Consider the following 24,437-nt stretch of genomic DNA (forward strand, 5'->3'; position numbering starts at 1 on the left):
AGCAAATATATAGTCAGCTCACATCTAAGAGCCTGACGAATTGACGATACCTTACTTTTATTTTGGCAGTTGCTGCTCGATCAAGGCGAGCACCTGCATTGAGACAGACTCTGGATGCTCTAGCGGGAACATATGCCCCCCTTTATGAGTCTCATAAGGAATACCTAAGCGCGACTGTATCTGCTGCGGAAAGCGACGTTTTAAAAAGATACTATCTTGACCTATAATTAAGGTAACAGGCACTTTCGGACCACGATTCGGTGCTAACCAATACCAAGAAGGATTGGTGCGAAACACCTCTACTTCACTGGCTTTAGGAATGGCCAATGTAACCTTACCATCCGCGCGCTCATGCAAGCCATGATCGATGTATCCTTGAAAACTGCGTTCATCAAAGTTTTTAAAAAATCCTTTGTGTCGCATTTTTTCATAGGCCTCATCTCGACTATCCCATACATCGCGGCGATGTTTTGACACGCCTGCTGGTGATAGTTTGTCCATCAAGCGGTTATTCATAAGTGGCAATCTATCTGCTGTTTTTGCCAAATGCCACAACAAGCTGACTTTGCCATAAATCCAAGGCGGATCCATCAGTACGGCTTGAGCAAATAGTTCTGGCCGACGGTACGTTGCCTGCAAGGTACACATGGCTCCTAGCGAATGCCCCACGCCTACCACCTGTGCGACGCCATGCTTGTCACAGGCATCTTTTACACTATCAATGATCTGCTGCGTTAGGCTACGCCAATGATCGTCTACGGGATAATCGGGCGTATCACCCAACATGGCAATATATTCAATCGTAAAAAATGCGGACAATCCTGCAAAAAACGGCTCATAGACAGCACTTGGCATGCCATTGGCATGGGCAAAATGTAATACAGGCTTTTTTGTTATCTTGGAGACAGGTAGCGCAGCAAAGGTCTGCAAATTGATTTCATCACTCATAATAGGCTCTCGTGGGATGGTTTATATATTATTTTTAATAATTCAACTGTATTTCATATTAAGGTAGTTTTTAGCACTATATACAATTAAGGCTGAGCATAATTATATGCTCAGCCCCAACAATCATACACAGTATATCTAAAATATTAAACGCTTAACGCATTTTTGCATTACCTTCTTCTTGGGGCAAAAACCCATCAAGACTCATGCTAGAGCCAATGCCTGCACCCAATTGTACCGCAAAGCGATCCATAAACATTTGGAACGGATCGGTAGGGCTATAGCTGATGATCGTATCAAGATCCAATTGTTTACTGAGGCTTGTGATACTGCCCGTTTTGTCTGCCAAACCTAACTCGATAGATTGCTCACCGGTCCAAAATAGTCCTGAAAACAGTTTGTTTTGTTCAGGATTTTTCAAGCGATCACCGCGGCCTTCTTTGACGGCATTGATGAAATGCTTGTGCGTATTAGCAAGCACACCTTCGACATGTTTTTCTTCGTAGTCAGTCAATGGACGAGATAAGCTTAAGATATCTTTATACTCACCAGCCGTAATCGTACGATCTTCTACACCAACTTTGTCCATCAAGCCTTTGACGTTGTAGCTTGGCATAATGACACCGATAGAGCCGACCAAACTTGACGGATTGACATAAATCTCATCTGCGGCAGACGCAATATAATAAGCACCTGACGCACCGATATCACCAATCACCGCATAAAGCTTTTTGTCTGGGTACTCTTGGCGTAAGTCCATCATGGTCTGCCAAATCTCATCAGACTGTACCGGTGAACCGCCAGGTGAGTTAATGTCTAACGCCACCGCTTTAGAGTTACTATTTGCAAAAGCGTCTCTCAATGCCTCATTGACGTCGTAAGCGTTGGCCACGTCATCATTACTGATCACACCTTGCAGCTCAACCACTGCCAAATGCGGCGAGCTAGTATCAACGGCATCCATACCTGTTGGCGAACCACTACATCCGCGACCTACGGTCAAAAATATCAATAATATATAACCAAAGGTCAACAGTTTAAAGAAAATACTCCAGCGACGAGCACGGCGCTGCTCAACCACACTCGCTAATAAGGTGTTTTCCAGTACTTTCCACTCTTGTCCGCTCGGCGCGTTTGGTTGCTGCATTGGCGTTGGCTGATTTGCCGAATTATCAGGACGTTTGTTAGGGTCTGGTGGCCAGTTGGGCATATAACTTCCTAAGTCAGAAACAATCTAAAACAATAAAAAGATGATATTGGTAGATACGGCTAAAAATAAATATCTCCTCGCCGTGTCAATCATCGGTATTAATAGGCTACTAAGTATGGTGGTATTTCGATAATGGTTCAATAGTATAACTGTGAAATATCACTATATTGTAACGCTGATAATATCAGCCTTATTTTTGAGGGTTAGTAGTTTCGGCATTGGAAAAGCTATCAATGTTATTTAGCGATAATGCCGCGTCTAACGGTTTGTTATCATAGGTTATAACTTCATCAACTCTCTGACGACTTATGATATCGCCTGTAATCTGCGAGGCACTGTGACCAAGCCAACGTGTATTTTTGAATAGCATGTTCTCATTATTCGATTCAGCTGAACATAGTAATGACCACATTTGCCAAACGCGTTGATGAGTATCAGTATCTAGAATCAAACGCGACTGAGAAGACGCTGACTGTTTGCTAGTTAACTGATTGATGGTTATTTGCGCTTGAGGATTGTCAGGTGAATTGACAGGTAACGAATTAAGTGGGTCTGCCGCATTGTATCTTAGAACGCGTATAAGCAAATTAGTATCAAGAGCAATCGTACAGTCCCAAACGCTAGTATCACCTATCTTGGTCCAACCAGTGATGACCTGCACTGACAATTCATCGTTAGTCGACTGCCATATTTTTCCTTGCTCACAACGTTGAGCACTGATAGTGGGCGTATCTTCAGATTGCCTAACTGTTTTATAGGCTTGCTGAAATGCAGACCAACGATCAGAGCGCCCTGCTTGCCAATATTGGCTAATGGCTAAACGGTCATTTAATTGAGCAACAGTCATCGGTAGTAATTCAGAATTTTCGGTATTAGCAATATTCTTATTGTCAGGAATTAACGTATCAGTCAGGCCAATACTGCTGCTCTGTACGACAATACTCTCTAACTTATCCACAGATAAACTGCCCAATTGCTGCTTTAAATTTTCAAATAACTTGTCTGCTGTCAGGCTGCTTGGCATCGTTCGTGTAGAGGCTGGTCTATGATCAGCTAAGAACAACCAATTGGTACTGTCTTCATTAGCAGTAGGATATTGCAGCAATGCCGCCGTTATATACGAATCACCCGTTGGCAAAATATATAGGGTCGGCATCGTGACAAATGACTGCTGATTGGCATACACTGTCATCATCAGCAACGTTAATGGTGGCAACATCAACCAACGACTGAGTAAACCTCGTGGTAACAGCCAAGGCAATGCGCTTAGCAAAGCCATCGATAGTATCGCGATATTAACTGGTGTATAGAGCCATGCATCCGATAGCGCTGGCAATGACGTCAGCCAACTCATCAAATCGTGTAGATGACCAACTATCGTACTAATAATTACCCAAAGAATATCAGCGATACTTGGCACCAAAAGATAACACAACCCGGCTAATAAATTGAGCGGTACAATCACCCAACCAAATAGCCCGATAGCAAATAAATTGATGAAAAGGCCCCATAACGATGCCTTACCAAATAGAAGCAACGTAACGGGTAATAAAGTAAGAAACAGCCAAAACTGTAATTTAAACACACGCTTGATCGTTTGCCAAACACGGTTAGATAGCGCGTTATTGATATGAGTACGTGGCTTACTATCGTGTACAGTCGTTGCAGCAGTAGTCTGATGCTGATACGACGTATCGTCATACTTGAGTAATAACGCCACTGCAATAAAAGATAGCCAGTAACCTGCCTGCCACAATACGTAAGGGTCATGCCAGGCCATCAACACAGCCAGTGCCAATAGCACGCGCGTCGTACTAATAGGAAGCAATGTTAGTCTGATAAATCCAATCGCCAATAACATCCAAGCCGTACGGGCAGCAGGCACGTCAAAACCAGTAAATAGCGCATAAATAAAAGCGGCACCAATCATTACCCACCAGCGCACTTGCCAACGCGGAATACGACGATAAATCGTTGAATAATTACGATCAAACAGCAGTACAACTATACCTGCTAGCACAATAGCTAAAAACAGTACGTGCGTGCCTGAAATAGCGAGCAGATGTGAGATACCCGCCAGTTGATATAAGTCCTTAGTATCACGATTAATCAAGCTACGATCACCCGTGAGCAGACTTAATGTCACGGCTTTTGCTTGTTGCTCTGCTGTCGTTTGTGCTGACCAGTCTTGATAGAAATGCTGTCGTAATCGCCAACGCCCTTGATCAATACGAGTACGAAAGCGCTGAAGATATGAATCAGAGTCTAGCGACTGCTTCGAATATTTTTTATCGCTGATTTCATTGCTGATTTCGTTACTGTTTACCAATATAGGACTAACGGCCAAAATATTTGCAACGCCATCAATATGCCGACCTCGCAACCAGCGATAACTGTCAAAACCAGTAGGGTTATTGACTGCTTGCTCGGAAGTAGTCAACGGTGCCAGTGCTAGGCTCATGAATACCTCATCTCCAGGCTGCAAATCGTTTAAGGATGCAAACTGGCTATCATTTGCAGACTTTTTTGGATAGGCGTTAAGTAAGATTCTGTGTTCGCTAACCTTGAGAATAACTTCATTGAGATTAACATCGTGATTGATTCTTAGGCTATTTTTATTCGCATGTAAGTAGTCGGATGTTTTAGTTGCTAACTCTTGGGACGTTAGCTCAGCGCCTAACGGAGCGATATTCGTTATCACTGCTACTTGTCTATAACCGCTATCTGTAGTGGCATCATAAACACTGTCGCTCAACCCTTCGATACGCACGAGTGCTTGTACTCGTATCGGAGCAGTTATTTCATTGGTTTCTGCTCGTTGGTGAGTAACCAAAGCTTGCAGTGCGCTGCCTATCACTAACGCAGCCGCTAACAAAGCTAAGACTAAGTGTCTAATAATTCGGAAAGGAAGTTTAGTATGGCGAGATGTGTTGTTAGAGGTATTGCTATCAGCGTTGTGGCTGTCTATCGAGGGTATGTTAAATTGAGCAGACGCCAACAGAATTGTGGCAAATATAATAAGCGCCAAAGACAGATTGGATGGATCAATCATATCTAGCAAAGATAAGTCGGTTGGCATTATCACATTATCTGCGACTGCCAATACGCCCATCATAACTATAATTATGAGACTACCAATCAACCAGTACACCAGCACTCCTTGCTTGATGACTTAAATATTATTCGGCCAAATATGGTTACTTACTATAGCAAATGACACGCGATGCAATAGCATTTATATTTATATTACCCTATACTGAGGCAACGTATTAGGTGGTAACTATCTGACACCACCATTCTGTGTGTTCTAACCTTTATCCTAATCACCATATATTACTTTATACCAGCTTCTCAATACCATTGAGTAGACTGTAGTTAATGATTAAAGGCGATCCTGTGCCCCAAAAACGTCTAAAAGACCTACTTCCTACACCAGAGAAAATCTTAGAAAGTCGCACTTTAAAGCTGTTTGCACCGCACTTGGCTGATCCAAGGTTATGGCATTTCAATCGACACAGCCTAAATAAGGCCGTCTATATCGGTGTATTGAGTGCATTTTTCCCGCTGCCAGGACAGATGTTACTGGCACTTATTGGCTCGCTTATTTTTCGTGCCAATGTTCCTATGGCGCTTGGTTTGACGTGGATTACTAACCCAGTCACTAGCTTACCCATCTTCTATGCTGGATATTATATCGGTGCAAAGATTATTGATGCACCTATGATTAGCTTACGATTCATCGGTAGAATGATTGCTGATTTTAGCTTATGGGCATTATCAAACGGTGCCAATCCATTCATTACTTATCGCGGTACAGTATCGCTTGCTGCATTTTGTATCGGGCTAACGATTTTAGCCGTAGTCACCAGTCTTATTTGTGGTTTGGCGTTTAAGGCCATTTGGCGTTATAAGACCGTGGCGAGCTGGCAGAAACGTCAGCAAAAACCTTCTGATGAATCTGACAAATTATAAGGCAATCTATCTTTATTACACGGCTGTAACGCTTACGCCCTAGCTAAACTAACACAGCTTATTCTTCTTTACTGTTCTCTATAGCATTCAAAACTTTGTCAGTGAAATTACTATCCATCGGTACGATCTCAATGACTTCATCATTCTTACAGAGCGTATAACGCTTACCTGTCGCGCTGTCTTGAACTTTTAGGTCGTAATCAACCCCAGCCAAAGTGATGGCATCAAACACAGGGGTCAGTAGCTCAGTTTGTGCCTGCCTATCGAGCGTTTCAAACAAAGTTGGATCGATGTAAGGCTTTAACGGCTCATCACCCTCTTCCGCACTGCCAAAAGCTGCAATTGGATTATCATCTTCACGCATTTTACGCATCCTTATAAAATAGATAAGGCGGCTGGCTCACAACCGCTTAATCGCTAGTTTCTATGATATATTTTTTTAGTACTACAACAATAACTTTTCAATATGATAGCCATCACATCCATGACAGACGCCAATAGATGGCGTTTCGGTCAGTTTTTCAACATAACATAAAAAATTATTAATACTGTTCCCAATGCCCATTGCGTAGCAACAACTGACGATCAGCAAGAGCCGCTAAATTACGATCATGCGTCACCATAAGTAGCGCCGTTTGCATGGTACTTTGTAGCTCTGACAACAAGCCAAAGACGCTTTGTGCATTGTCGTAGTCCAAGTTACCTGTTGGCTCATCTGCCAAGATAAGCGATGGCTTAGTCACTAGCGCGCGTGCAATCGCTACACGTTGACGCTCGCCACCTGATAGCTCACCTGGTCTATGCATCAAACGATGCTCCAGACCGACATTTTCTAGAATCTCAACCGCTTGCTTACGAGCATCAGTCGTTGATACTTCTGGACGCATCAGCAATGGCATGGCTACGTTTTCGATTGCTGTAAATTCTGCTAGCAGATGGTGAAACTGGTAAATAAAGCCCAAATGCTTGTTACGCATAGCTCCGCGCTCAGTTTCATTCATGCTATTTAATAACTGACCATGCAACCAAACCTCACCACTGGTTGGCGTATCTAGACCACCAAGCAAATGTAGCAACGTACTTTTACCTGAACCGCTGGTTCCAACGATAGCGATGCGCTCACCCGCATGAACAGTCAGATCAAGACCAGTCAATACTTGTGTACTGACCGCGCCTTCATCATATATCTTATTGATATTGGTCGCCTCTAAAATGGCAGACATAGCGCTTCCTTTATTTTATTTATTTCGATATTTAGGCGTTTGGAATTACTCATAGCGTAGCGTTTGAGCAGGCTGAATCTTAGCCGCTCGGCGCGCTGGATAAATCGTTGCCAAAAAGCTCAATACAAACGATGCACCTGTGATTAATACCACATCTAACAAACGCAACTGCGATGGCAAATAATTGACAAAATACGCATCAAATAGGTTTAGACCAAAGGCTTGGTTAATAAAGCCTAAAATATCGCTGACCGTAAGTGCAAATATCACACCCAGTATCGTACCAGCGATAGTACCGATAACACCGATAACCACACCTTGTACCATAAAGACTTGCGTAATCAAACGAGGAGACGCACCAAAGGTTTTTAAGATTGCGATATCTGCTTTTTTATCGGTCACTAGCATGACCAGACTTGAGACAATGTTAAAAGCGGCAACTAAGATGATCAAAAATAGTAATAGGCCGACCATGGCTTTTTCCATTTGAATTGCTCCAAATAGATTGCCATGGGTTTGTGTCCAGTCATTTGGATATAGCTTTTCAGGTGCGATAGCAGCCGCTTTTTCCGCAGCTATCGGCGCAGTAAAGATATCGTTCAGCTTCATGCGTACGCCCTGCGCACCTTCTGGCAGACGCAGTAACTTTGCCGCATCTCCCATCGGGATAAATGCCATGAGACTGTCTACTTCTGGGCTGATCGTAAAGATACCTGTCAGAGTAAAACGCTTAAATCGCGGTATCACACCTGCTGGTGATGGTGACGCTTCTGGCAATACCAGCGTCACTTTATCCCCTATTTGCAAACCCAAGGACTGCACCATCTCCTCACCCAACACGATACTAAAGTCACCACTTTTCAAGGTGTCAATACTACCTTCAATCATATGCTCATTGATGATAGAGACGTTTTTTTCGTATTCAGGCTCGACGCCTGTCACCATGATCCCTGCGACCTGACCATTTGATGTCAGCATCCCTTGCAGTTGAATGAATGGCGCCACAGCTGCCACTTCTGGGTCTTCTTTGATCTGATCAGCGAGCTGTTCCCAGTCGCCAATAATTTCTGATGAGACCACAGTAGCCTGCGGTACCATTCCCAAAATACGGGTTTTCAGTTCACGGTCAAAGCCGTTCATCACTGATAGCACCGTAATCAATACGGCAACCCCAAGCGTCAGACCAATCATCGAGATGAGTGATATAAAGGAGATAAAGCCATTACTACGTTCTGCTCGGGTATATCGTAAGCCGATAAATAACGCTAAAGGACGAAACATATTCAAACTCTTTATCTTATCTACGTGCGACTTTATATAGGTTGCATAACGAGCAGTAGTAAATGCATCATACAGTTGCTACTACTCACATATAAATCAAACACAAAAACAGGGTGTCAGACGAGCCAATAACAGCTGTCAAAAGGGAGCTAGTTTGACACAAACTAGCTGATATGTGCCAGTCATTAGCAACAACTGAGAGTATTTTTTACCAAAAAACTGGGTTTTGTTATTATTTTTTATAGGGGGCTTGCTATTAGCTGTACCAATACCTATATATTATATGCTAAAGACAATTGTCATTAACCCCTCATTGAGGTTTCTGATCTTTTACTGGCTAGGCTGCTGACCATCATAAACCAATCATTTAAAATGTTGGATGGTACACAAGCAAACACAGTATTAGATACAAACCTCACGCTGACTTAATTTTGAGTATTTTCATGACCATAAATTATCAATACAAAAACATTCAATCTCCTACCAAGATCACGTTGACCGATGAGCAGTCTGCAGGTCACGCCGATCACTGGCGTATTCTGACCGATGATATGAGTCATGATGTGCCTGAGTGGCTACAAAAAATGATCGAAGTCGCTGCTATGCCTAAAGGCCTGAATAACAACGTCAGTGCAAAAGACAGCTGCCTACTTCTATCAGAAGATCAGCCTTGCCATATTAATCAAGTGCTCGCGATGAAGGATGGTAAGCCAGAATGCTTTATCAATGCCTATCCTTGTGTCGATAGTCCTTACGGATTGACCTGCAAAATTGAGCGTGTCATCGCCAATGACAACTCACATGATGCCGTGTTGCGCTTACGTACTGCTGATGGCAGTATCATTTATGCGTTTGATCAACTCTATACGACCAACCGCCATCTCTATCAACGCGACACCTCTTACTATGTGAACTTTAGTGCTTGGGCGCACGAAATTAAGCTAAGCGAGCAAAACGAAGTCATCATGGTCGAAGACCAAGAGTCTATCCGTTATCACCGTGCCTTTAACGACATCGTGGCGGCAAATGACGGAAAAATCCCTGATGACCTACAAGAGCAAATCAGCGAATGGAAACCTGAAACCAAAGAACAAATGGCACCTGTCGAGATTAACTTAGGCCATATGTGCGCTTACTTGTTTGGTGATACGCTAGGACAAGAAGACGAGGCTTGGTGTCAAGGTCAAGTCCTTGGCAAGCAAGAAACCGTCTTCAATGGTAAATCTATCATATTGTTTGACGTAGTGACGCTACGTGAGCAAGACGCAGATCCTTTTGTAGTGCGTATCGGTGCGCTCAACACTGCTGAAACCAATAGCATCAAAGTACATGACTACGTCCAAGCAAACGTATGGCTGCAAGCAGCAATATACAAAGAAAACCAATCAAATGCGACGCAGCAATCAAAAGCTAGCTAGTCTTTTTGAAAGACTTTTTACAGCTTTTTATGCTATTACTTATGTAAGTACCCAATAAAAAAGCCCCTAATATGAATTAGGGGCTTTTTCGTGTCTTACTGACTTACAACGCAAAAACGTAACGTAAGATTCGTATAAATAGACGATTAAGCCATCGTCGTCATTGATTTGATACGAGTATACAACTCTTTTTGCTCTGCGCTTGGACGTGCAGTCTGTACGGCCATCAACTGTGACATATCACCTTCGACACGGATTTTGCCACTCATAAACGCACCCATGATTTGATTGGTATCAAAATCAGTGATGATAGACTGTAGGATATCGCGATCTAGTAGCAGCGTCGTCGTTGCATTATCGTTTAAGCCGCGATGCAGCAAACCATTTGCAAAATTGGCTTCGATAGTTTTATCAGCTTCAGCCACTTTTAAGTTGACGACCATATTGGCAAGTACTGGTGGTAAATTTAACTCACCTGCTTCGTTGCCCATTTTTTCTACTTGCTCAAACCATTCATCTGTCAAAAAAACTGCCATATTATATTATCCTTAATTGATATTCTGTCAGACCAATATCCCTTGAGGCACTCTTGGCCTAACTATTAGAATTATTAAAATGATTGCTATCAATAGACCTATGCAATACATAGCCATTAATGACGTTCAGCCTCATTATAAAGGGCGACTTGATAAGAAGTAAAACCTATTTATCGGCTCAGCAATGTTATTGTTACAAAAATTCTTTGCAGGCCTACGCTTATGTCTAGCGAGCGCTTCCCCTAGTCAATTAAAACGAGCATCTAGAATAGTGACAAAATTGTGTATAAAATAGAGGAGTAGCACAGCAATAATAAGTTGCTCGCTAACATTTATACCAAAGAGTTTGTATTTTGGCGCATAGTTCTGATGATATTTAATTAGGATTGCGTTACAATACCCTTAAACAGAGTCGGGAGTTTTAACCAAACATTACATAATCGTGTTTTTTGTCAGCCGCCGCTAGCATACATCTATGGTCAATGCGTTTTAATAGCCCTATAGATATGGGTATCTATCTTCATTAGTACAGATTTTTTCGTAATAATTAAGATACATATTTAGCCTTATGAGATGTTTGATGCTCAAAACGGCGCGTCTTCTTATTTACCTTGATGATCTATTAACAATCCTACTATCGATTGACCTTAAGTAAGGTGTACGAAATGCCTATTTCTATTTATTAGTATTAACTAATAGACAGTAAGGGCCTAAATCGATAGTTAATGACGTCATTGCGCTAAATAAGCCAAAAAACAACATGTGTTGGCGCTAGTATAAATACAAATTTGAGAGTATTTATAGTGCAGACAACATAGATTGTTGGTTAATTCTGTTGATAATTCGGGCTGTAAAGGAATCATCCAATGAGTTTACAAAACACAGCAGTCGCCCCAGTTGACCGTGAGTATGAAATTACTGTCGTAAGATTTTTTACGATCATGGCTGTCGTTTGGGGCATCGTCGGCATGAGTCTTGGTGTGTTCATTGCTTCACAGTTAGCATGGCCAGCACTCAACTTTGACATTCCATGGCTGACCTTTAGTCGTTTAAGACCACTGCATACCAATGCGGTGATTTTTGCGTTCGGTGGCTCTGCCCTGTTCGCAACGTCTTACTACATCGTTCAGCGTACCTGTAAGACGCGTTTATTTGCGCCATATTTGGCTTGGTTTACCTTTTGGGGTTGGCAAGCGGTTATCGTATCCGCTGTTATTACCCTTCCTCTAGGTTTGACCTCAACTAAAGAATACGCTGAGCTTGAGTGGCCGATCGATATTCTAATTGCCTTGGTATGGATCTCTTATGCCATTGTATTTTTTGGTACGCTCATCAAACGTAAAACCTCACATATCTATGTGGCTAACTGGTTCTTTGCCGCTTTCATCATTACGATTGCACTACTACACATCGTAAACAGCATGGCGATTCCAGTTAGCGCGTTCAAATCTTATTCGCTATTTGGCGGTGCAACTGATGCGATGGTGCAGTGGTGGTACGGGCATAATGCGGTAGGTTTTTACTTAACGGCAGCCTTCCTTGGAATGATGTATTATTTCGTTCCTGTACAGATTGGTCGTCCTATCTATTCTTATCGTTTGTCTATCGTTCACTTTTGGGCATTGATTGCTTCATATATGTGGGCTGGTGGTCACCATTTGCATTATTCAGCGCTTCCTGATTGGACGCAGTCTCTTGCTATGGTCTTCTCAATCATCCTATTCGCACCATCTTGGGGTGGTATGATTAACGGTGTACTAACGCTATCAGGTAGTTGGGATAAGCTGCGTACCGATCCGATCATTCGCTTTATGATTGTTGCATTGTCGTTCTACGCGATGTCGACGTTTGAAGGCCCAATGATGTCTATCAAAACAGTGAATGCGCTATCGCATAACACTGACTGGACAGTTGGTCACGTACACTCAGGCGCACTTGGCTGGGTTGGTATGATTACCATTGGTTCGCTATACGTACTGTTACCACGTATTTATAACAAACCGAAGATGTACTCTATCAGCTTAATCACCACGCATTTTTGGCTAGCGACTGCAGGAACGATCTTCTATATCGTGTCTATGTGGATCTCAGGTATTGGCCAAGGCATGATGTGGCTTGCTACTAACCCAGACGGTACTTTGGTATATAGCTTCGTTGATACTGTTGAATTCTCGCATTTCCCATATATTGGCCGTGCATTTGGTGGCTTCTTATATGTATCGGGTATGTTTGTAATGGCTTATAACTGCTATAAAACACTCAAAATGCCAGAAGGTAAGCCTGTAGATGTCGCTGATCCAACGGATCATGAACCTAGTGTCGAAAAACCTTCGACAGCTAACGTATAAGGAGCGATCATGGCTGGTATACCGCATGAAATTATTGAAAAAAATACAGGCTTGTTAGTCATTGGTATCGTGATTGCTATTAGTTTTGCAACGCTAGTTGAAATCGTGCCATTGATCTATGACAACAAGGGTCCTGAAGAAGGTGGGGTGAACGCTCCCCTTCCTGCCATGGAGCCTTGGACAGCGCTTGAATTTGAAGGTCGTGATATTTATATCCGTGAAGGATGTCACGTTTGTCATACTCAAATGGTTCGCCCATTACGTGCAGAAGTTGAACGTTATGGACCATATTCACGTGCCGCCGAGTCGACGTGGGATCATCCATTCTTATGGGGATCGAAACGTACTGGACCAGATTTAGCACGTGTTGGTGGCCGTTATTCTGAAGATTGGCAAAAGCAACATTTGATCAATCCACGTTCGCTAGTGCCTGAATCAGTTATGCCAGGTTTCCCTTGGTTGGCGACTAACGAAGTAGATGGCGAAAACATTCAAGCTAAAATGCGTCTATTCCGCGATCGCTTCGGTGTTCCTTATACTGAAGAAGACATTGAAGGCGCTCCAGATGCAGTGCTTGGCGCTACTGAGCTTGACGCTTTGGTCGCCTATCTACAGCAGTTAGGTACCGCAATGGAAGGACAGCGCTAATGGGTATTGGTGAATTACAAACAATTGCGACCGTTTCTGCCTTTATTGCCTTTGTAGGCGTTGCATGGTGGGCGTATTCGCCAAAAAACAAAAAACGCTTCGAAGAAGATGCACAACTTGCGCTTGATGACGAGGATATAAAATCTCTGTCTGAAGAGCAGCGCAATAAGGATAAATGATGACATTTTTTTGGAGTTCTTGGATCACGCTAATCAGTTTCGGTTGCTGGCTTTTTATTCTTGGCGTTCTGCTGTTTGTACTAAAATACAAACCAGACGTTGAGGAAGACGGTACTACTGGTCATGAATACGATGGTATCCGAGAATACGACAAACCACTTCCTAAATGGTGGTTGGTGATATTTTTTGGTTCAATCGTTTGGGGTGTCGCATACTGGGTATTCTTTCCAGCTATGTTCCCAGCACATTGGAACGGTATAGCCACCGTAGAAGTTGACGGTGAAACTGTACCGTGGACCTCTAAAAACGAGTTGTTCAGTGAGCTTGAAAGCAACAACAAAGTATTTACCGACAACTTTGAAAAAAGCATTCTGGTAAAAGCAGATGCTGCAGGTGCGACTGCGACACTTGGTACGCTAAACGAGTTACAAGCGACCATGCGTCGTAGCGAAAACCCACCAGCAGATCTACAGACTAAAATTGACGAAAAGGTTGCAGAACTTGCTCCTTATGTCGAAAAACTGTCTGAAAACCCGAATGCTTTAAAAGTTGGTAGCCGCTTGTTCTTACAAAACTGTTCTGTATGTCATGGCTCTAACGCTAAAGGTGCGACAGGCTACCCTAACCTAACAGACAATGATTGGTTATATGGCGGCGAAGCTAGCAACATTCTGACCACGCTACACAATGGTCGTATCGGCGGTATGCCTGCTTGGCGTGATCAGATCGGCGAAGACGGTGTACGTGCAGCTTCTGAATATGTATTGTCACTATCTCCAAACAACGGTAGTAAGAGTAACGGTGAACTTGATCAAACTTTGGTTAATCAAGGCGAAGCTATCTTTAAGCAGCAGTGTGCACTTTGTCACTCTGAAAGCGGTAAAGGTATGATTTCAGCAGGTGCACCGAACTTGACTGACAATATCTGGTTATATGGCGGTGAGCGTGAGACTGTACGTAATACATTACGTTATGGCCGTGCTGGCGTTATGCCTCAGTGGGAAACTAAGCTAGGTAACGAGCGTATCATGCTACTTGCTGCTTATATCTACTCACTATCAGATAAAACAGGCAAATCACCTGAAGCAGCACCGGTTAATGCTGCAGCTACTCAGCCTGTAGCAGCTGAAGAAGCAACTGCTAACTAAGACGTTGTTACTGTACTGAATATGGACGAGATTTAATGAAGGGAGAACTGTTATTGCAGTTCTCCCTTTTGCGTATAGTGGTATTGATTTTCATTTAGAAATGACAATGATGAGCGGCTATAAACACTAGAAAACGTTCTCATATATTCGTTGCTTTTTACGATTATCACCCCATTATTAGTAGGGAGAATGTTAGAATAGCTATTTTTTTAAATAGTCTATTGGTCATGGCTTTATATCGCTCTGACTCAATCATATAACACGATAGTCAACTTCATATAAATTAGATACAGGCTTGTTTAGTCTACTATTTGTAGTACCTTTGCTTGTATCAAGATTATGTTGAACCGACTATATTTACAATCGATCATTTGGTAAGCAGATTAGAAAGTTTTTTATCGAATTTTTTATCCGCTATTTACTGACATTGATAACATCATACACTCATATACCTCGACGCTAGAGGTGTTTGTTCATCATGCCAGCAGACTGATTCTTTTTTTAAAGAGGCACGTTTATGTCAGCACAACAACCCAATAAAATTCCTGTACAACAAGTCGATCTTGATGCAACCAAACATCGTGTACACCCAAGGTTTGTCACAGGTTTTTATCAAAATATTCGTGTCATCACGATGTATGCTCTTTTGGCGGCTTTTTTACTTTTGCCATGGCTGCGCTATAATGATAGACAAGCGATATGGTTTGATGTGCCATCACAGCATTACTATATTTTTGGCATGACATTTTTGACGCAAGATTTTTATTTTATTGCTGCATTTGCCATTATTGCCGCGTTTACGCTGTTTATGGTGACGGTATATGCAGGACGCGTTTGGTGTGGTTACGCCTGTCCTCAAACGATATGGACGCATCTATACCAATATGTTGAAAAATGGGTGATTGGCGATCGTAATAAACGCATCAAGTTTGATAAAGCACCGTTAAGTGCGAGCAAAGTGTTCAAGCGCACAGTTGTCTATTCAATTTGGTTTTTGCTTTCTGTGATTACAGCAGCGACCTTTGTTAGTTATGTGGCAGGTACAGATTCTCTATATCATAGCTGGCAGTCAATAGGAGTGATTCCATTCCCTGATTGGCCAACATGGGTATGGGTCTCAATGTTTATTTTCACCTTTGCTACTTATGCCAATGCAGGCTACATGCGTGAGCAGATGTGTGTACAGATTTGTCCTTATGGCCGCTTTCAGAGTGTGATGTTTGATAAAGACACATTGATCGTATCTTATGATTATGAACGCGGTGAGCCACGCGGTGCCCGTAAAAAAGGCACAAATCCAGAGCACCTGGGCGACTGCATTGAATGTACCATGTGTGTGCAGGTCTGCCCTACTGGTATCGATATTCGTGATGGTTTGCAAGTTGGCTGTATTCAGTGTGCGGCTTGTATTGATGCTTGTAATGAAGTGATGGATAAGGTCGGTTATCCGCGTGGTCTGATTCGCTATACAACTGAACGTCAGCTAGCAGAAAAAGAGCCAAGCCGCGTACTGCGCCCACGATTATTTGCTTATTTGACGTTATTAGCTGTGCTATGTGGCGGTGTTATATATGCGTTAACCGATCGCGTGCCCTTAGAGATTGATATCCGCCGTGACCGTAATCAGTTGTCGTCTATCAATAATCAAGGCATGATCGAAAACAGCTATATCGTCAAGCTAACCAATAAGACGCAGGATGCTCATACCTACACGATAACACTAGCACCGCAAAAAGGGTTGAGTTTAGAGCTGCGCTTTAATGATGTACCTTTAGAAGCTGGCGAAAGCTTCGATATGCCTGTCAGTATTTATGGTGATCCTGATGTGATAGAGTTTGGCCAAACGCCTGTCACGCTAAATGTGAGCAGCGAAAATGGCAAGTATAAGGTAAGCAAACAAAATATCTTTACGACCCAAGGTCAGTAAATCATTAGCAGACCTATTGTTTAATTTCATATATATCATTCGGTCGTCTTTAGCTAGTGCAACAAGGTAAATAGCCAATTGTTCTAGCTAAAGACTATCGGATAAATGTTTTATCATTAAACTGGTAGCGCTTAGCCGCCAAATTATCCGTTGATACCATTTATAGATATCTAATGAGCAGCTATCTATTAAATGTGTATCTGATGCATAGGTATTTTATGTCTACTCCAGCACCGAACTTTAAACATCAAGATAAGCAGCCATGGTATAAAAATTACATGGTCGTTATCTTTGTGATTGGCATGCCTGCTGCGGTCGTGATCGCTTGTATTTGGTTTGTTTATTACTCTTACCAGATCCGTGATAGCGTGGTACGTGACGACTGGTATATGGATGGCAAAACGCTCTATCACGATGTCTCTCGTGACAAGCTCACGTATGATTTAGACTTGCATGGACAAATGCAGTTTGCAGAAAATGGCGATATTGTGTTTTATCTCAATTACCCTGAAAAAAGCGTTCAATCAGGCAAGCTGTTAAATGGTACGCCACTTACCTATCCTAATACGTTAGAGCTTTCTATTTCTCATGCAACGGATATCAAAAAAGACCGCGATGTTGTCCTTAAGCATGTTGAGGGCAATAAATACAGCGCACAAGTCGATATTGATTCGGTAAAAGCCAAGTATTACCTACAGGTTAGCAATGACGGTAAAGATGATTGGCGTATGCAAGATGTTGCAAAATTGCCTCGCTCAAAGATCAGCTTTGACCCACTACCCGTTTTTGCTAAAAGTTAATGCTGTTATTAGCATCCAGACATAAAAAAACCAGCCACTCGTCAGAGATCGGCTGGTTTTTTTGAGCTATTTAGTATTCTACTAATTAATAGGTACTATTTAATCTCGTACTAATTTATAAACTACTAAATCACTGGGTTAATCGTTGGGATTTTCTGTGCTTTACGCTCGTTTTGTACGGCTTTATCCGTCTCTGTTGAATAAGGCTTATCACTAGCGAACTTAGGATTGAACGTTTGCGTCCTTGGTGATACAGGCAAACCAATCTCAGCCAAACTCTCTGTCTGCCCGGCTTGAATATTGTCGCCTTCAAATAAACGCTCATCATTATCACGATCAAGACTGAGTGTTTCAAAATCAAAAAGCTCACGATCAGCTAATTGCGATGGCGCAACGTTTTGCATGGCCTTAAAGATAGAAGCCAAACGCTGCGGATGAGCGTCATCCCATTCACGCAGCATATCGTTGATAATAGCACGCTGTAGATTAGTCTGGCTGCCACACAGATTACAAGGAATGATTGGGAATTCCTTTAATTTGGCGTACTCAATAATGTCTTTTTCTTCGACATAGGCCAATGGGCGAATCAGCATATTTTGCTTGTCATCACTCAGTAGCTTGGGCGGCATGGATTTGAGCGCACCACCATGGAATAAGTTCAAAAAGAAGGTCGCCAGCATATCATCACGATGATGGCCAAGGGCAATTTTAGTCGCACCAATTTGTTTGGCAAAGCCATATAGTGAGCCGCGGCGTAGACGTGAGCATGCAGAGCAATAAGTCTTGCCTTCTGGCACCACGCTTTTGACGATGCTATAGGTGTCTTTTTCTAAAATATAGTGAGCGATGCCCTGCTCGTTTAGATACGCAGGTAAAATGTCTTCTGGATAGCCTGGCTGCTTCTGGTCTAGATTGACCGCAACGATATCAAAATGAATCGGTGCAATGCGTTTTAGCAGTAATAAAATATCAAGTAAGGTATAGCTGTCTTTACCACCCGAAACACAGACCATCACCACATCGCCATCTTCAATCATATTAAAATCGCGGATTGCCCAAGAAACTTGGCGACGCAGCTTCTTTTGTAGTTTACGAAAGTACGCTGATTCGGTAGGTGCTTGCGCATCGGCAAACTGCTCGTCAATCATGTCCTCATCACTGCCATCTTCAGAGACGTCATCGTACTCTCTACTATCAGTATCGGTGTCTAAAGCCTGACTATCAAAGCTCATTGCATCCGATACATCATCAGCTTGAGAAGGAATATTTGGCGTAAATAAGGTTGCTGCGGTCATAAGTTACTCAATATCTTTATAAGGGTGATTTTACTATAAAGCGATTTGCGATAAGGCTTTTAAAGCATTATCACCAATGTCAGGTGACTGATACTTTAAAAGCTGCGATTATAACAAATATTGCTAACAGATTGAAAAGATGACAGTAATACCGACTTTATTTTATTACGATGCTGTTTAAATTTGCTTTGGCAGCTTAGTGACGGGTGATTGGTCGCTTCGTGGTTCTGTAGTAGACGTATTTTTGCTAAAATAGCCGTTTTCGTAAACCAATAATAGATATCACTATGACTAACGTTACTTTGCAAAACACCCCCAATCAAGTATCAGATGCTGATTTAGCTGCTCTTACCAAAAGCCAAAATGCGGTTGTCCTTTTATCTGGCGGTCTCGATTCGGTGACTTGCTTATATTGGGCAAAAGCACGCTATGCATCAGTGACAGCAGTCAGCTTTAACTATGGTCAGCGTCATAATAGTGAACTTGTGGCCGCAAAGACCATCGCTGAGACAGCAGGCGTCAATCATAGAATCATCGATATTGATATCGCACAACTGGGTGGTTCATCGCTAACAGATCACAGCATGATCGTGCCAGACGGTGATTCGGACAAATTCCCTAGCAAAAAGCGCGACGAAATCGATAACGACGCTATCCCAAATACCTATGTGCCTGCGCGCAACACTATCTTCTTATCATACGCGTTAGCAGTCGCCGAAGTCGCTGATGCCAATCATATCGTCATTGGTGTCAGCTCAGTTGACTATTCTGGCTACCCTGACTGTCGCCCAGAGTATATAGCTGCCTTTGAACATATGGCCAACCTTGCGACAAAAGCAGGCGTTACTGGACATCGCTTATCGATTCAAACGCCATTGCAGCAATTATCAAAAGCCCAAACTATTGAGCTTGGTCTGTCATTAGGTGTCGATTACGGCCAGACGATTTCTTGTTATCGTGCAGATGCCAATGGTCTTGCTTGCGGTGTTTGTGATAGCTGCGCATTGCGTCGTCAAGGCTTTGCCCAAGCTGGCGTAACCGACCCTACTCATTATCAGTCTTAATTAATTTTAGTCAGTCCTATATAAGTTGGGTACGGTATCAGGCGCGCTTAGTCTACTACTTGTATTACGTCTACTCGCCTATCTTGTACCCAAACCATATAAAGCCGACTATGTATTAACGATAAACGCTGCGTGGAATGACGATACCCATCAACATTCGCGCAACATTCGCTTGCATTAACACAGCACGTCGTTCTTGTATTCTAATCGACATACTTGCTATCGTATGAACGATTATATTTATCGAAAGATGTACATGACGATATCGGTCACTCATATATTGATGAGTTGACTTTGCATTGAGAAAAAGATAAAAAATTGACGCTACCCGTAAGAGGAAATTTATGAAGTTTTTGCCAGTACTACCCCTAGCCTTAGCGGCCCTGTTTGCCTTGCCACAAGCTAACGCTGCTGACATTAAGCAAGATAATATCAATTCATGTGTCAATGGCGCAGTCAAATATAAAGTCGCTGACAAAAGCAACGCAACCAAACTATGTAACTGTACTATTGGTGTGCGCAGCAACATGACTATCGGTCAAATGTGGGAAATCGAAAGCTACGCACAAGATAAGAAAGACCCTTCTAACCTGCCATATGTGAAAGCGATGCAAAAAGATTTGCAGCAGTGCACCGTTGGTTTGGATTTGAAGAAGCCGCAAAAACCTGCTTAACTTCTAATCGTTTGATATACAAAAGACTGGCTATTGCCAGTCTTTTTTGTTGCCAATGAATGGGCAAAGTGTAAAACTGATTATTTATTTCTACTAATCTGCCTATGATAAGAACACTATAAATAGAACCATCATTAAGCCAATACATATAACTAAAACTAATAAGGATTTTACAATGGCCAAACCAACGACAGAAACCATTCACCTACCTGATTTTCCAGTAACCATAGTACGCAAACTTGCTGGTAACTTTATTCATGATGAAATCAATTTAAAAGAAATGGTCGCCAATACCGATAAAGGCCTTATTCTCTATTTTTATCCCAAAGACAATACGCCAGGCTGCACTACACAGGCAACAGAGTTTACCTCGCACCTTCATGACTTCGATGAATTGGGCTACGACATTATTGGCGTCTCTCGTGATAGCGTTGAATCTCATGAAAAATTTATCGATAAGTATGACTTACAGATTCCACTTATCAGTGACGCTGATGAAAAGCTATGCCAGTATTTTGATGTTATCAAAGAAAAAAATATGTACGGCAAAATTACGCTAGGCCTTGTACGTTCGGCATTTGTATTCGATAAAAACAGTGAGCTGACTCATGCACAGCGTAACCTACGTGCCAAAGACTATACCAGTCGTTTACTGACTATATTGGCGCCGTAATTATTGGTGCCATAATTATTGGTTCTGTAATTAAGTCAGTATTATTGACGTTATAGTTAAATCAATATTCATCATAAAAACGATAAAAACCGAATAAAAAATATAAGCCAAGCATTCAGTCTATTACTGAATACAACCTTGCCCCTATTAGAGAATAATATGAATAAACAATCTGGCACGACCACTGACGATACGCCGAAAGAAGTCACGCGCAAAGTATCTGTCGCTATTATTGGCGCGGGTACCGCAGGTCAAAATGCTTTTCGCCAAGCGAGTAAAATCAAAGATGACGTAATCATTATTAATGAAGGATTTTGGACCACGACCTGTATAGCAGTTGGTTGTATGCCTAGTAAGCTGCTAATTGCAGCTGCTGATCGCGCACATGATGCCAACCATTCTGCTGAATTTGGTATTCATACAACCACGCAAATAGATGGCAAACGAGTCATGGAGCGTGTACGTGACGAACGCAGTCATTTTGCAAGCTACATTAAAAAACAAGTAGACAGCTGGCCTGACCATAAAAAAATTGACGGTCGTGCTCGTATTAATGAGCAAGGACTAATCGAGGTCAATAATGAGCTGATTGCCGCTGAGCAAATCATTGTCGCTACAGGTAGCTCGCCGTTTATTCCTGATGGATGGGCGGACAAGCTTGGCGATACCATGCTCACGTCTGACATTGTCTTTGAGCTTGAAGACTTGCCAAAAACGATGGCTGTCGTCGGTGCTGGTGCCATAGGTCTAGAACTTGCGCAAGCGTTCACACGCTTAGGTGTCGAAGTCACGCTATTGAATCGCGTCAAACAAGTGGCTGGTCTAAAAGATGATGATATCAATAATAAAGCGATCGATTGCTTAGGTCATGAATTAACTATGCATCTAGGCAGCGAAATTACCGATGTAGGCACAAAAGCAGGTGAAGGTAACAAAAGTGCGTTTATCAAATATGAAGACAGCGCTGGTGAGTCTCAGCAATGGCAAGGCGAGTACGTCTTAGTTGCTACTGGTCGTCGCAACAATATTAAGCAGCTAGGTGTCGAAAACTTAGGTGTCGAGCTAGACGATAAAAACCGTCCAAAAGATTTAAGTAAAAAAACAGGCCAGATTGGTGACTTAAACGTTTATATCGTTGGGGATGCCAATGCTAATATTCCGTTACTGCATGTGGCTAGCGATGAAGGCTATAGTGCGGGCAGTATGGTCTGCGAAAACACAGAAGCGGCCTATATTCGCCCACCTGCGACGCCGTTTTCTATCGTATTTTGCTCACCGCAAATCGTCAATGTTGGTATGTCGCTACCAGAGATTCAAAAAGATTCAGAACTCGAATTTGTTATCGGTAGCGTGAGCTTTGATAATCAAGGACGCAGCCGTGTGATGGGCGTCAATTGCGGATTGCTACATATCTATGGTTGCAAAAAAACAGACAGGATTTTAGGTGCTAGTATGGTCGGTCCTGATGCTGAATATATCGGTCATATACTTGCTACAGCGATTACCAATGATTTGAGCATCAAAGACATGCTCGACACCCCTTTTTATCATCCAACGATACTAGAGGGGCTACGTACAGCGTTACGTGATGTGCAGTACAAAATGGAGATACCTTTCCAATCTTTAGACACCCAAAAGGATAATTCTTAATCGACCATTTAGCTAACTCCTCAAATCAGCAATGCCTTTAAATTAATAGTAACTAGTCTTAACCATTACTTTATTTGATTGCTTCGACGACTTGAGGTACTTTATAAATAGATATTTGTTTACAACTTTTTGTACAAACACATCCTGCATGGACGAAAAAATGCCAATCGCTAGTGTTACCGACTTTTTTGAAGAGATCGTTCGCGACTTACATACTAGCCTATATCTTGCTCTTGGCGGCTCTATCGATGAAGAGTCACTTAATTGGTCCTCTCAAGCAGTAGAATTGGCGAGCACTGGCATCAAAATCCTAATACTGCTTGCGGTATTGGGATTTTTTTATTGGTTGGCCAATTATATCCTTAGACAAAGCCGTGCCAAAATTCGGTTAAATGAGCGCCGCACCAAGATTGTCCGTTCAGTTTTACGCTATGTCTGGATTGTCGCCAGTCTGATAGCGATTATGAGTCAGATAAACTTTGAACCAGAGACCATCAAAGCCACTGCAAAGGCAAGCACTTGGGCCGGTATCTATTATGTACTTTGGGCATCATCAGGACAAATCATTCACAGAGTCCTACAGCACTATGGTCTCAATGCTTCCATAGAGCAGCTCCTCAAAAATATTTTATCTGTACTACTATTGGTACTCGGGCTTGCCAGCGTCATGGCGCAATTTGGCTTCGACATTGTATCGTTAGTGGCGGGTTTGGGTATTGTTGGTTTGGCAGTAGGTTTCGCCGCTCAATCGACGCTTGCCAATTTTATCGCTGGTATCACCATTCTGCTTGAGCAGTCTTTTCAAGTCGGTGATTGGATACATATCAATGACAATGAAGGGCGCGTAGTACTTATCGCGTTGCGCACCACTCATATCCTCACTCGAGACAACATCACTGTCATTATCCCAAACTCTAACGTTGCCTCATCAGAAGTCATTAACCTGACTTCCAAGAACTTTATACGTTTTGATATTCGTGTACGTATCGCGTTCGAAGATGATATTGAGACAGCTCGCAAGGAAATCTTGCAAGTACTCAGCGATACCGATGCGGTGCTTAATCGTCCTGAGACCTCAGCGACCGTGGCAGAAATTGGCGAGTACGGGGTATTTTTTATCGTACGTTTTTGGGTCAAACCAGCAGCCGTTGCCCGCATACCCAAAATCAAAGAAGTGCTGCAAGAAGAGATTAAAATTGCATTTGATGCGGCTAATATCTCTACGCCCTATCCGCATATGCGATTGCTGATGCCAAAGGATGTTGACTACCCTATTGCAACCAAACCCTTTGCGACCACCACTCAAATCGTCCCAGATGAGTTACCACTGACGAAGGGTGAATAGAGAATTTATTGTCACGTATTTAACTATCACATCTTAAAATCTTAAACACGGCTACTTTGAACCATCCTACTGTGAATTATGGTAAAATTGCCGGTTAC

General features: G+C 42.5%; 21 protein-coding genes. 13 read left to right on the plus strand and 8 right to left on the minus strand.

Features of this window, described 5'->3' with window-relative positions; all coding sequences use genetic code 11:
• Window positions 1-57: 57 nt before the first annotated feature.
• From HCZ91_RS03635 to HCZ91_RS03645, 3 genes are all read right to left on the minus strand, one after another.
• Complete coding sequence (locus tag HCZ91_RS03635) at window positions 58-948, minus strand: alpha/beta hydrolase (protein ID WP_179798257.1); 891 nt, start codon at window positions 946-948, stop codon at window positions 58-60.
• A 154-nt stretch (window positions 949-1,102) separates the two neighbouring features.
• Entirely contained in the window at window positions 1,103-2,095 is a 993-nt protein-coding gene (sppA, locus tag HCZ91_RS03640; RefSeq protein ID WP_218870044.1) for a signal peptide peptidase SppA, read from the minus strand.
• Between the two features lie 253 nt (window positions 2,096-2,348).
• Window positions 2,349-5,309, minus strand: a complete 2,961-nt coding sequence (locus tag HCZ91_RS03645) for a ComEC/Rec2 family competence protein (RefSeq protein WP_346342177.1) — start codon at window positions 5,307-5,309, stop codon at window positions 2,349-2,351.
• A 245-nt stretch (window positions 5,310-5,554) separates the two neighbouring features.
• On the opposite strand from HCZ91_RS03645, the gene HCZ91_RS03650 reads away from it, so the two are divergent.
• A complete protein-coding gene (locus HCZ91_RS03650) occupies window positions 5,555-6,130 on the plus strand; it encodes a DUF2062 domain-containing protein (protein WP_346342178.1) in 576 nt (191 codons plus the stop codon).
• Window positions 6,131-6,188: 58 nt separating this feature from the next.
• Here the strand turns inward: HCZ91_RS03650 and HCZ91_RS03655 are convergent, their stop codons facing one another.
• The 3 genes from HCZ91_RS03655 to HCZ91_RS03665 form a co-directional block, all read right to left on the minus strand.
• Entirely contained in the window at window positions 6,189-6,494 is a 306-nt protein-coding gene (locus HCZ91_RS03655) for a hypothetical protein (RefSeq protein WP_057760791.1), read from the minus strand.
• A 178-nt stretch (window positions 6,495-6,672) separates the two neighbouring features.
• Window positions 6,673-7,353: a lipoprotein-releasing ABC transporter ATP-binding protein LolD gene (gene lolD / locus HCZ91_RS03660; protein ID WP_057760792.1), complete on the minus strand. Its 681-nt coding sequence runs from the start codon at window positions 7,351-7,353 to the stop codon at window positions 6,673-6,675.
• A gap of 45 nt (window positions 7,354-7,398) precedes the next feature.
• Window positions 7,399-8,634, minus strand: coding sequence for a lipoprotein-releasing ABC transporter permease subunit (locus tag HCZ91_RS03665; protein WP_102092330.1), 1,236 nt, complete (start codon window positions 8,632-8,634; stop codon window positions 7,399-7,401).
• Between the two features lie 443 nt (window positions 8,635-9,077).
• Here HCZ91_RS03665 and HCZ91_RS03670 point away from each other — a divergent pair, with 443 nt between their 5' ends.
• Window positions 9,078-10,052 (plus strand): hypothetical protein, encoded by a 975-nt coding sequence (locus HCZ91_RS03670; protein ID WP_101205710.1) that lies wholly within the window; start codon window positions 9,078-9,080, stop codon window positions 10,050-10,052.
• 146 nt (window positions 10,053-10,198) lie between these two features.
• Here the strand turns inward: HCZ91_RS03670 and HCZ91_RS03675 are convergent, their stop codons facing one another.
• The gene (locus HCZ91_RS03675; RefSeq protein ID WP_057760797.1) at window positions 10,199-10,588 is read right to left on the minus strand and encodes an SCP2 sterol-binding domain-containing protein; all 390 of its coding nucleotides are present in this window, start codon (window positions 10,586-10,588) and stop codon (window positions 10,199-10,201) included.
• Between the two features lie 866 nt (window positions 10,589-11,454).
• On the opposite strand from HCZ91_RS03675, the gene ccoN reads away from it, so the two are divergent.
• The 6 genes from ccoN (at window position 11,455) to HCZ91_RS03705 (ending at window position 17,638) form a co-directional block, all read left to right on the plus strand.
• On the plus strand, window positions 11,455-12,936 hold the full coding sequence (gene ccoN, locus HCZ91_RS03680; protein WP_058024766.1) for a cytochrome-c oxidase, cbb3-type subunit I: 1,482 nt from the start codon (window positions 11,455-11,457) through the stop codon (window positions 12,934-12,936).
• Between the two features lie 9 nt (window positions 12,937-12,945).
• Entirely contained in the window at window positions 12,946-13,584 is a 639-nt protein-coding gene (ccoO, locus tag HCZ91_RS03685; protein ID WP_179798264.1) for a cytochrome-c oxidase, cbb3-type subunit II, read from the plus strand.
• Window positions 13,584-13,763, plus strand: coding sequence for a CcoQ/FixQ family Cbb3-type cytochrome c oxidase assembly chaperone (locus HCZ91_RS03690; RefSeq protein WP_057760804.1), 180 nt, complete (start codon window positions 13,584-13,586; stop codon window positions 13,761-13,763). Before ccoO ends, HCZ91_RS03690 begins: the two co-directional genes overlap by 1 nt.
• Window positions 13,763-14,911 (plus strand): c-type cytochrome, encoded by a 1,149-nt coding sequence (locus tag HCZ91_RS03695; RefSeq protein WP_179798266.1) that lies wholly within the window; start codon window positions 13,763-13,765, stop codon window positions 14,909-14,911. Before HCZ91_RS03690 ends, HCZ91_RS03695 begins: the two co-directional genes overlap by 1 nt.
• Before the next feature lie 517 nt (window positions 14,912-15,428).
• On the plus strand, window positions 15,429-16,838 hold the full coding sequence (ccoG, locus tag HCZ91_RS03700; protein ID WP_101205713.1) for a cytochrome c oxidase accessory protein CcoG: 1,410 nt from the start codon (window positions 15,429-15,431) through the stop codon (window positions 16,836-16,838).
• A gap of 218 nt (window positions 16,839-17,056) precedes the next feature.
• Complete coding sequence (locus HCZ91_RS03705) at window positions 17,057-17,638, plus strand: FixH family protein (protein ID WP_179798268.1); 582 nt, start codon at window positions 17,057-17,059, stop codon at window positions 17,636-17,638.
• Between the two features lie 125 nt (window positions 17,639-17,763).
• Here the strand turns inward: HCZ91_RS03705 and ttcA are convergent, their stop codons facing one another.
• Window positions 17,764-18,786: a tRNA 2-thiocytidine(32) synthetase TtcA gene (gene ttcA / locus HCZ91_RS03710; protein ID WP_257019970.1), complete on the minus strand. Its 1,023-nt coding sequence runs from the start codon at window positions 18,784-18,786 to the stop codon at window positions 17,764-17,766.
• Window positions 18,787-19,220: 434 nt separating this feature from the next.
• Here ttcA and queC point away from each other — a divergent pair, with 434 nt between their 5' ends.
• From queC to HCZ91_RS03735, 5 genes are all read left to right on the plus strand, one after another.
• Window positions 19,221-19,997, plus strand: a complete 777-nt coding sequence (gene queC / locus HCZ91_RS03715; RefSeq protein ID WP_101205716.1) for a 7-cyano-7-deazaguanine synthase QueC — start codon at window positions 19,221-19,223, stop codon at window positions 19,995-19,997.
• 344 nt (window positions 19,998-20,341) lie between these two features.
• Window positions 20,342-20,671 carry a hypothetical protein gene (locus HCZ91_RS03720; protein WP_179798272.1) on the plus strand — a complete coding sequence of 110 codons (330 nt, stop codon included), beginning with the start codon at window positions 20,342-20,344 and terminating at the stop codon, window positions 20,669-20,671.
• 175 nt (window positions 20,672-20,846) lie between these two features.
• The gene (locus tag HCZ91_RS03725) at window positions 20,847-21,344 is read left to right on the plus strand and encodes a peroxiredoxin (RefSeq protein WP_179798274.1); all 498 of its coding nucleotides are present in this window, start codon (window positions 20,847-20,849) and stop codon (window positions 21,342-21,344) included.
• 159 nt (window positions 21,345-21,503) lie between these two features.
• A complete protein-coding gene (locus tag HCZ91_RS03730) occupies window positions 21,504-22,994 on the plus strand; it encodes a dihydrolipoyl dehydrogenase (protein WP_179798276.1) in 1,491 nt (496 codons plus the stop codon).
• A 160-nt stretch (window positions 22,995-23,154) separates the two neighbouring features.
• Window positions 23,155-24,339, plus strand: coding sequence for a mechanosensitive ion channel family protein (locus HCZ91_RS03735; protein ID WP_257019960.1), 1,185 nt, complete (start codon window positions 23,155-23,157; stop codon window positions 24,337-24,339).
• The last annotated feature ends 98 nt before the right edge of the window (window positions 24,340-24,437 follow it).

This window comes from Psychrobacter sp. BI730, from assembly GCF_013414195.1.
Classification (GTDB): Bacteria; Pseudomonadota; Gammaproteobacteria; order Pseudomonadales; family Moraxellaceae; genus Psychrobacter.

Coding starts and splice junctions, on each gene's coding strand:
- HCZ91_RS03635 (WP_179798257.1), bottom strand. CDS start 948: ATGAGTGATGAAATCAATTTGCAGACCTTTGCTGCGCTACCTGTCTCC.
- sppA (WP_218870044.1), bottom strand. CDS start 2,095: ATGCAGCAACCAAACGCGCCGAGCGGACAAGAGTGGAAAGTACTGGAA.
- HCZ91_RS03655 (WP_057760791.1), bottom strand. CDS start 6,494: ATGCGTGAAGATGATAATCCAATTGCAGCTTTTGGCAGTGCGGAAGAG.
- lolD (WP_057760792.1), bottom strand. CDS start 7,353: ATGTCTGCCATTTTAGAGGCGACCAATATCAATAAGATATATGATGAA.
- HCZ91_RS03665 (WP_102092330.1), bottom strand. CDS start 8,634: ATGTTTCGTCCTTTAGCGTTATTTATCGGCTTACGATATACCCGAGCA.
- HCZ91_RS03670 (WP_101205710.1), top strand. CDS start 9,078: ATGACCATAAATTATCAATACAAAAACATTCAATCTCCTACCAAGATC.
- HCZ91_RS03675 (WP_057760797.1), bottom strand. CDS start 10,588: ATGGCAGTTTTTTTGACAGATGAATGGTTTGAGCAAGTAGAAAAAATG.
- ccoN (WP_058024766.1), top strand. CDS start 11,455: ATGAGTTTACAAAACACAGCAGTCGCCCCAGTTGACCGTGAGTATGAA.
- ccoO (WP_179798264.1), top strand. CDS start 12,946: ATGGCTGGTATACCGCATGAAATTATTGAAAAAAATACAGGCTTGTTA.
- HCZ91_RS03690 (WP_057760804.1), top strand. CDS start 13,584: ATGGGTATTGGTGAATTACAAACAATTGCGACCGTTTCTGCCTTTATT.
- HCZ91_RS03695 (WP_179798266.1), top strand. CDS start 13,763: ATGACATTTTTTTGGAGTTCTTGGATCACGCTAATCAGTTTCGGTTGC.
- ccoG (WP_101205713.1), top strand. CDS start 15,429: ATGTCAGCACAACAACCCAATAAAATTCCTGTACAACAAGTCGATCTT.
- HCZ91_RS03705 (WP_179798268.1), top strand. CDS start 17,057: ATGTCTACTCCAGCACCGAACTTTAAACATCAAGATAAGCAGCCATGG.
- ttcA (WP_257019970.1), bottom strand. CDS start 18,786: ATGATTGACGAGCAGTTTGCCGATGCGCAAGCACCTACCGAATCAGCG.
- queC (WP_101205716.1), top strand. CDS start 19,221: ATGACTAACGTTACTTTGCAAAACACCCCCAATCAAGTATCAGATGCT.
- HCZ91_RS03720 (WP_179798272.1), top strand. CDS start 20,342: ATGAAGTTTTTGCCAGTACTACCCCTAGCCTTAGCGGCCCTGTTTGCC.
- HCZ91_RS03725 (WP_179798274.1), top strand. CDS start 20,847: ATGGCCAAACCAACGACAGAAACCATTCACCTACCTGATTTTCCAGTA.
- HCZ91_RS03730 (WP_179798276.1), top strand. CDS start 21,504: ATGAATAAACAATCTGGCACGACCACTGACGATACGCCGAAAGAAGTC.
- HCZ91_RS03735 (WP_257019960.1), top strand. CDS start 23,155: ATGCCAATCGCTAGTGTTACCGACTTTTTTGAAGAGATCGTTCGCGAC.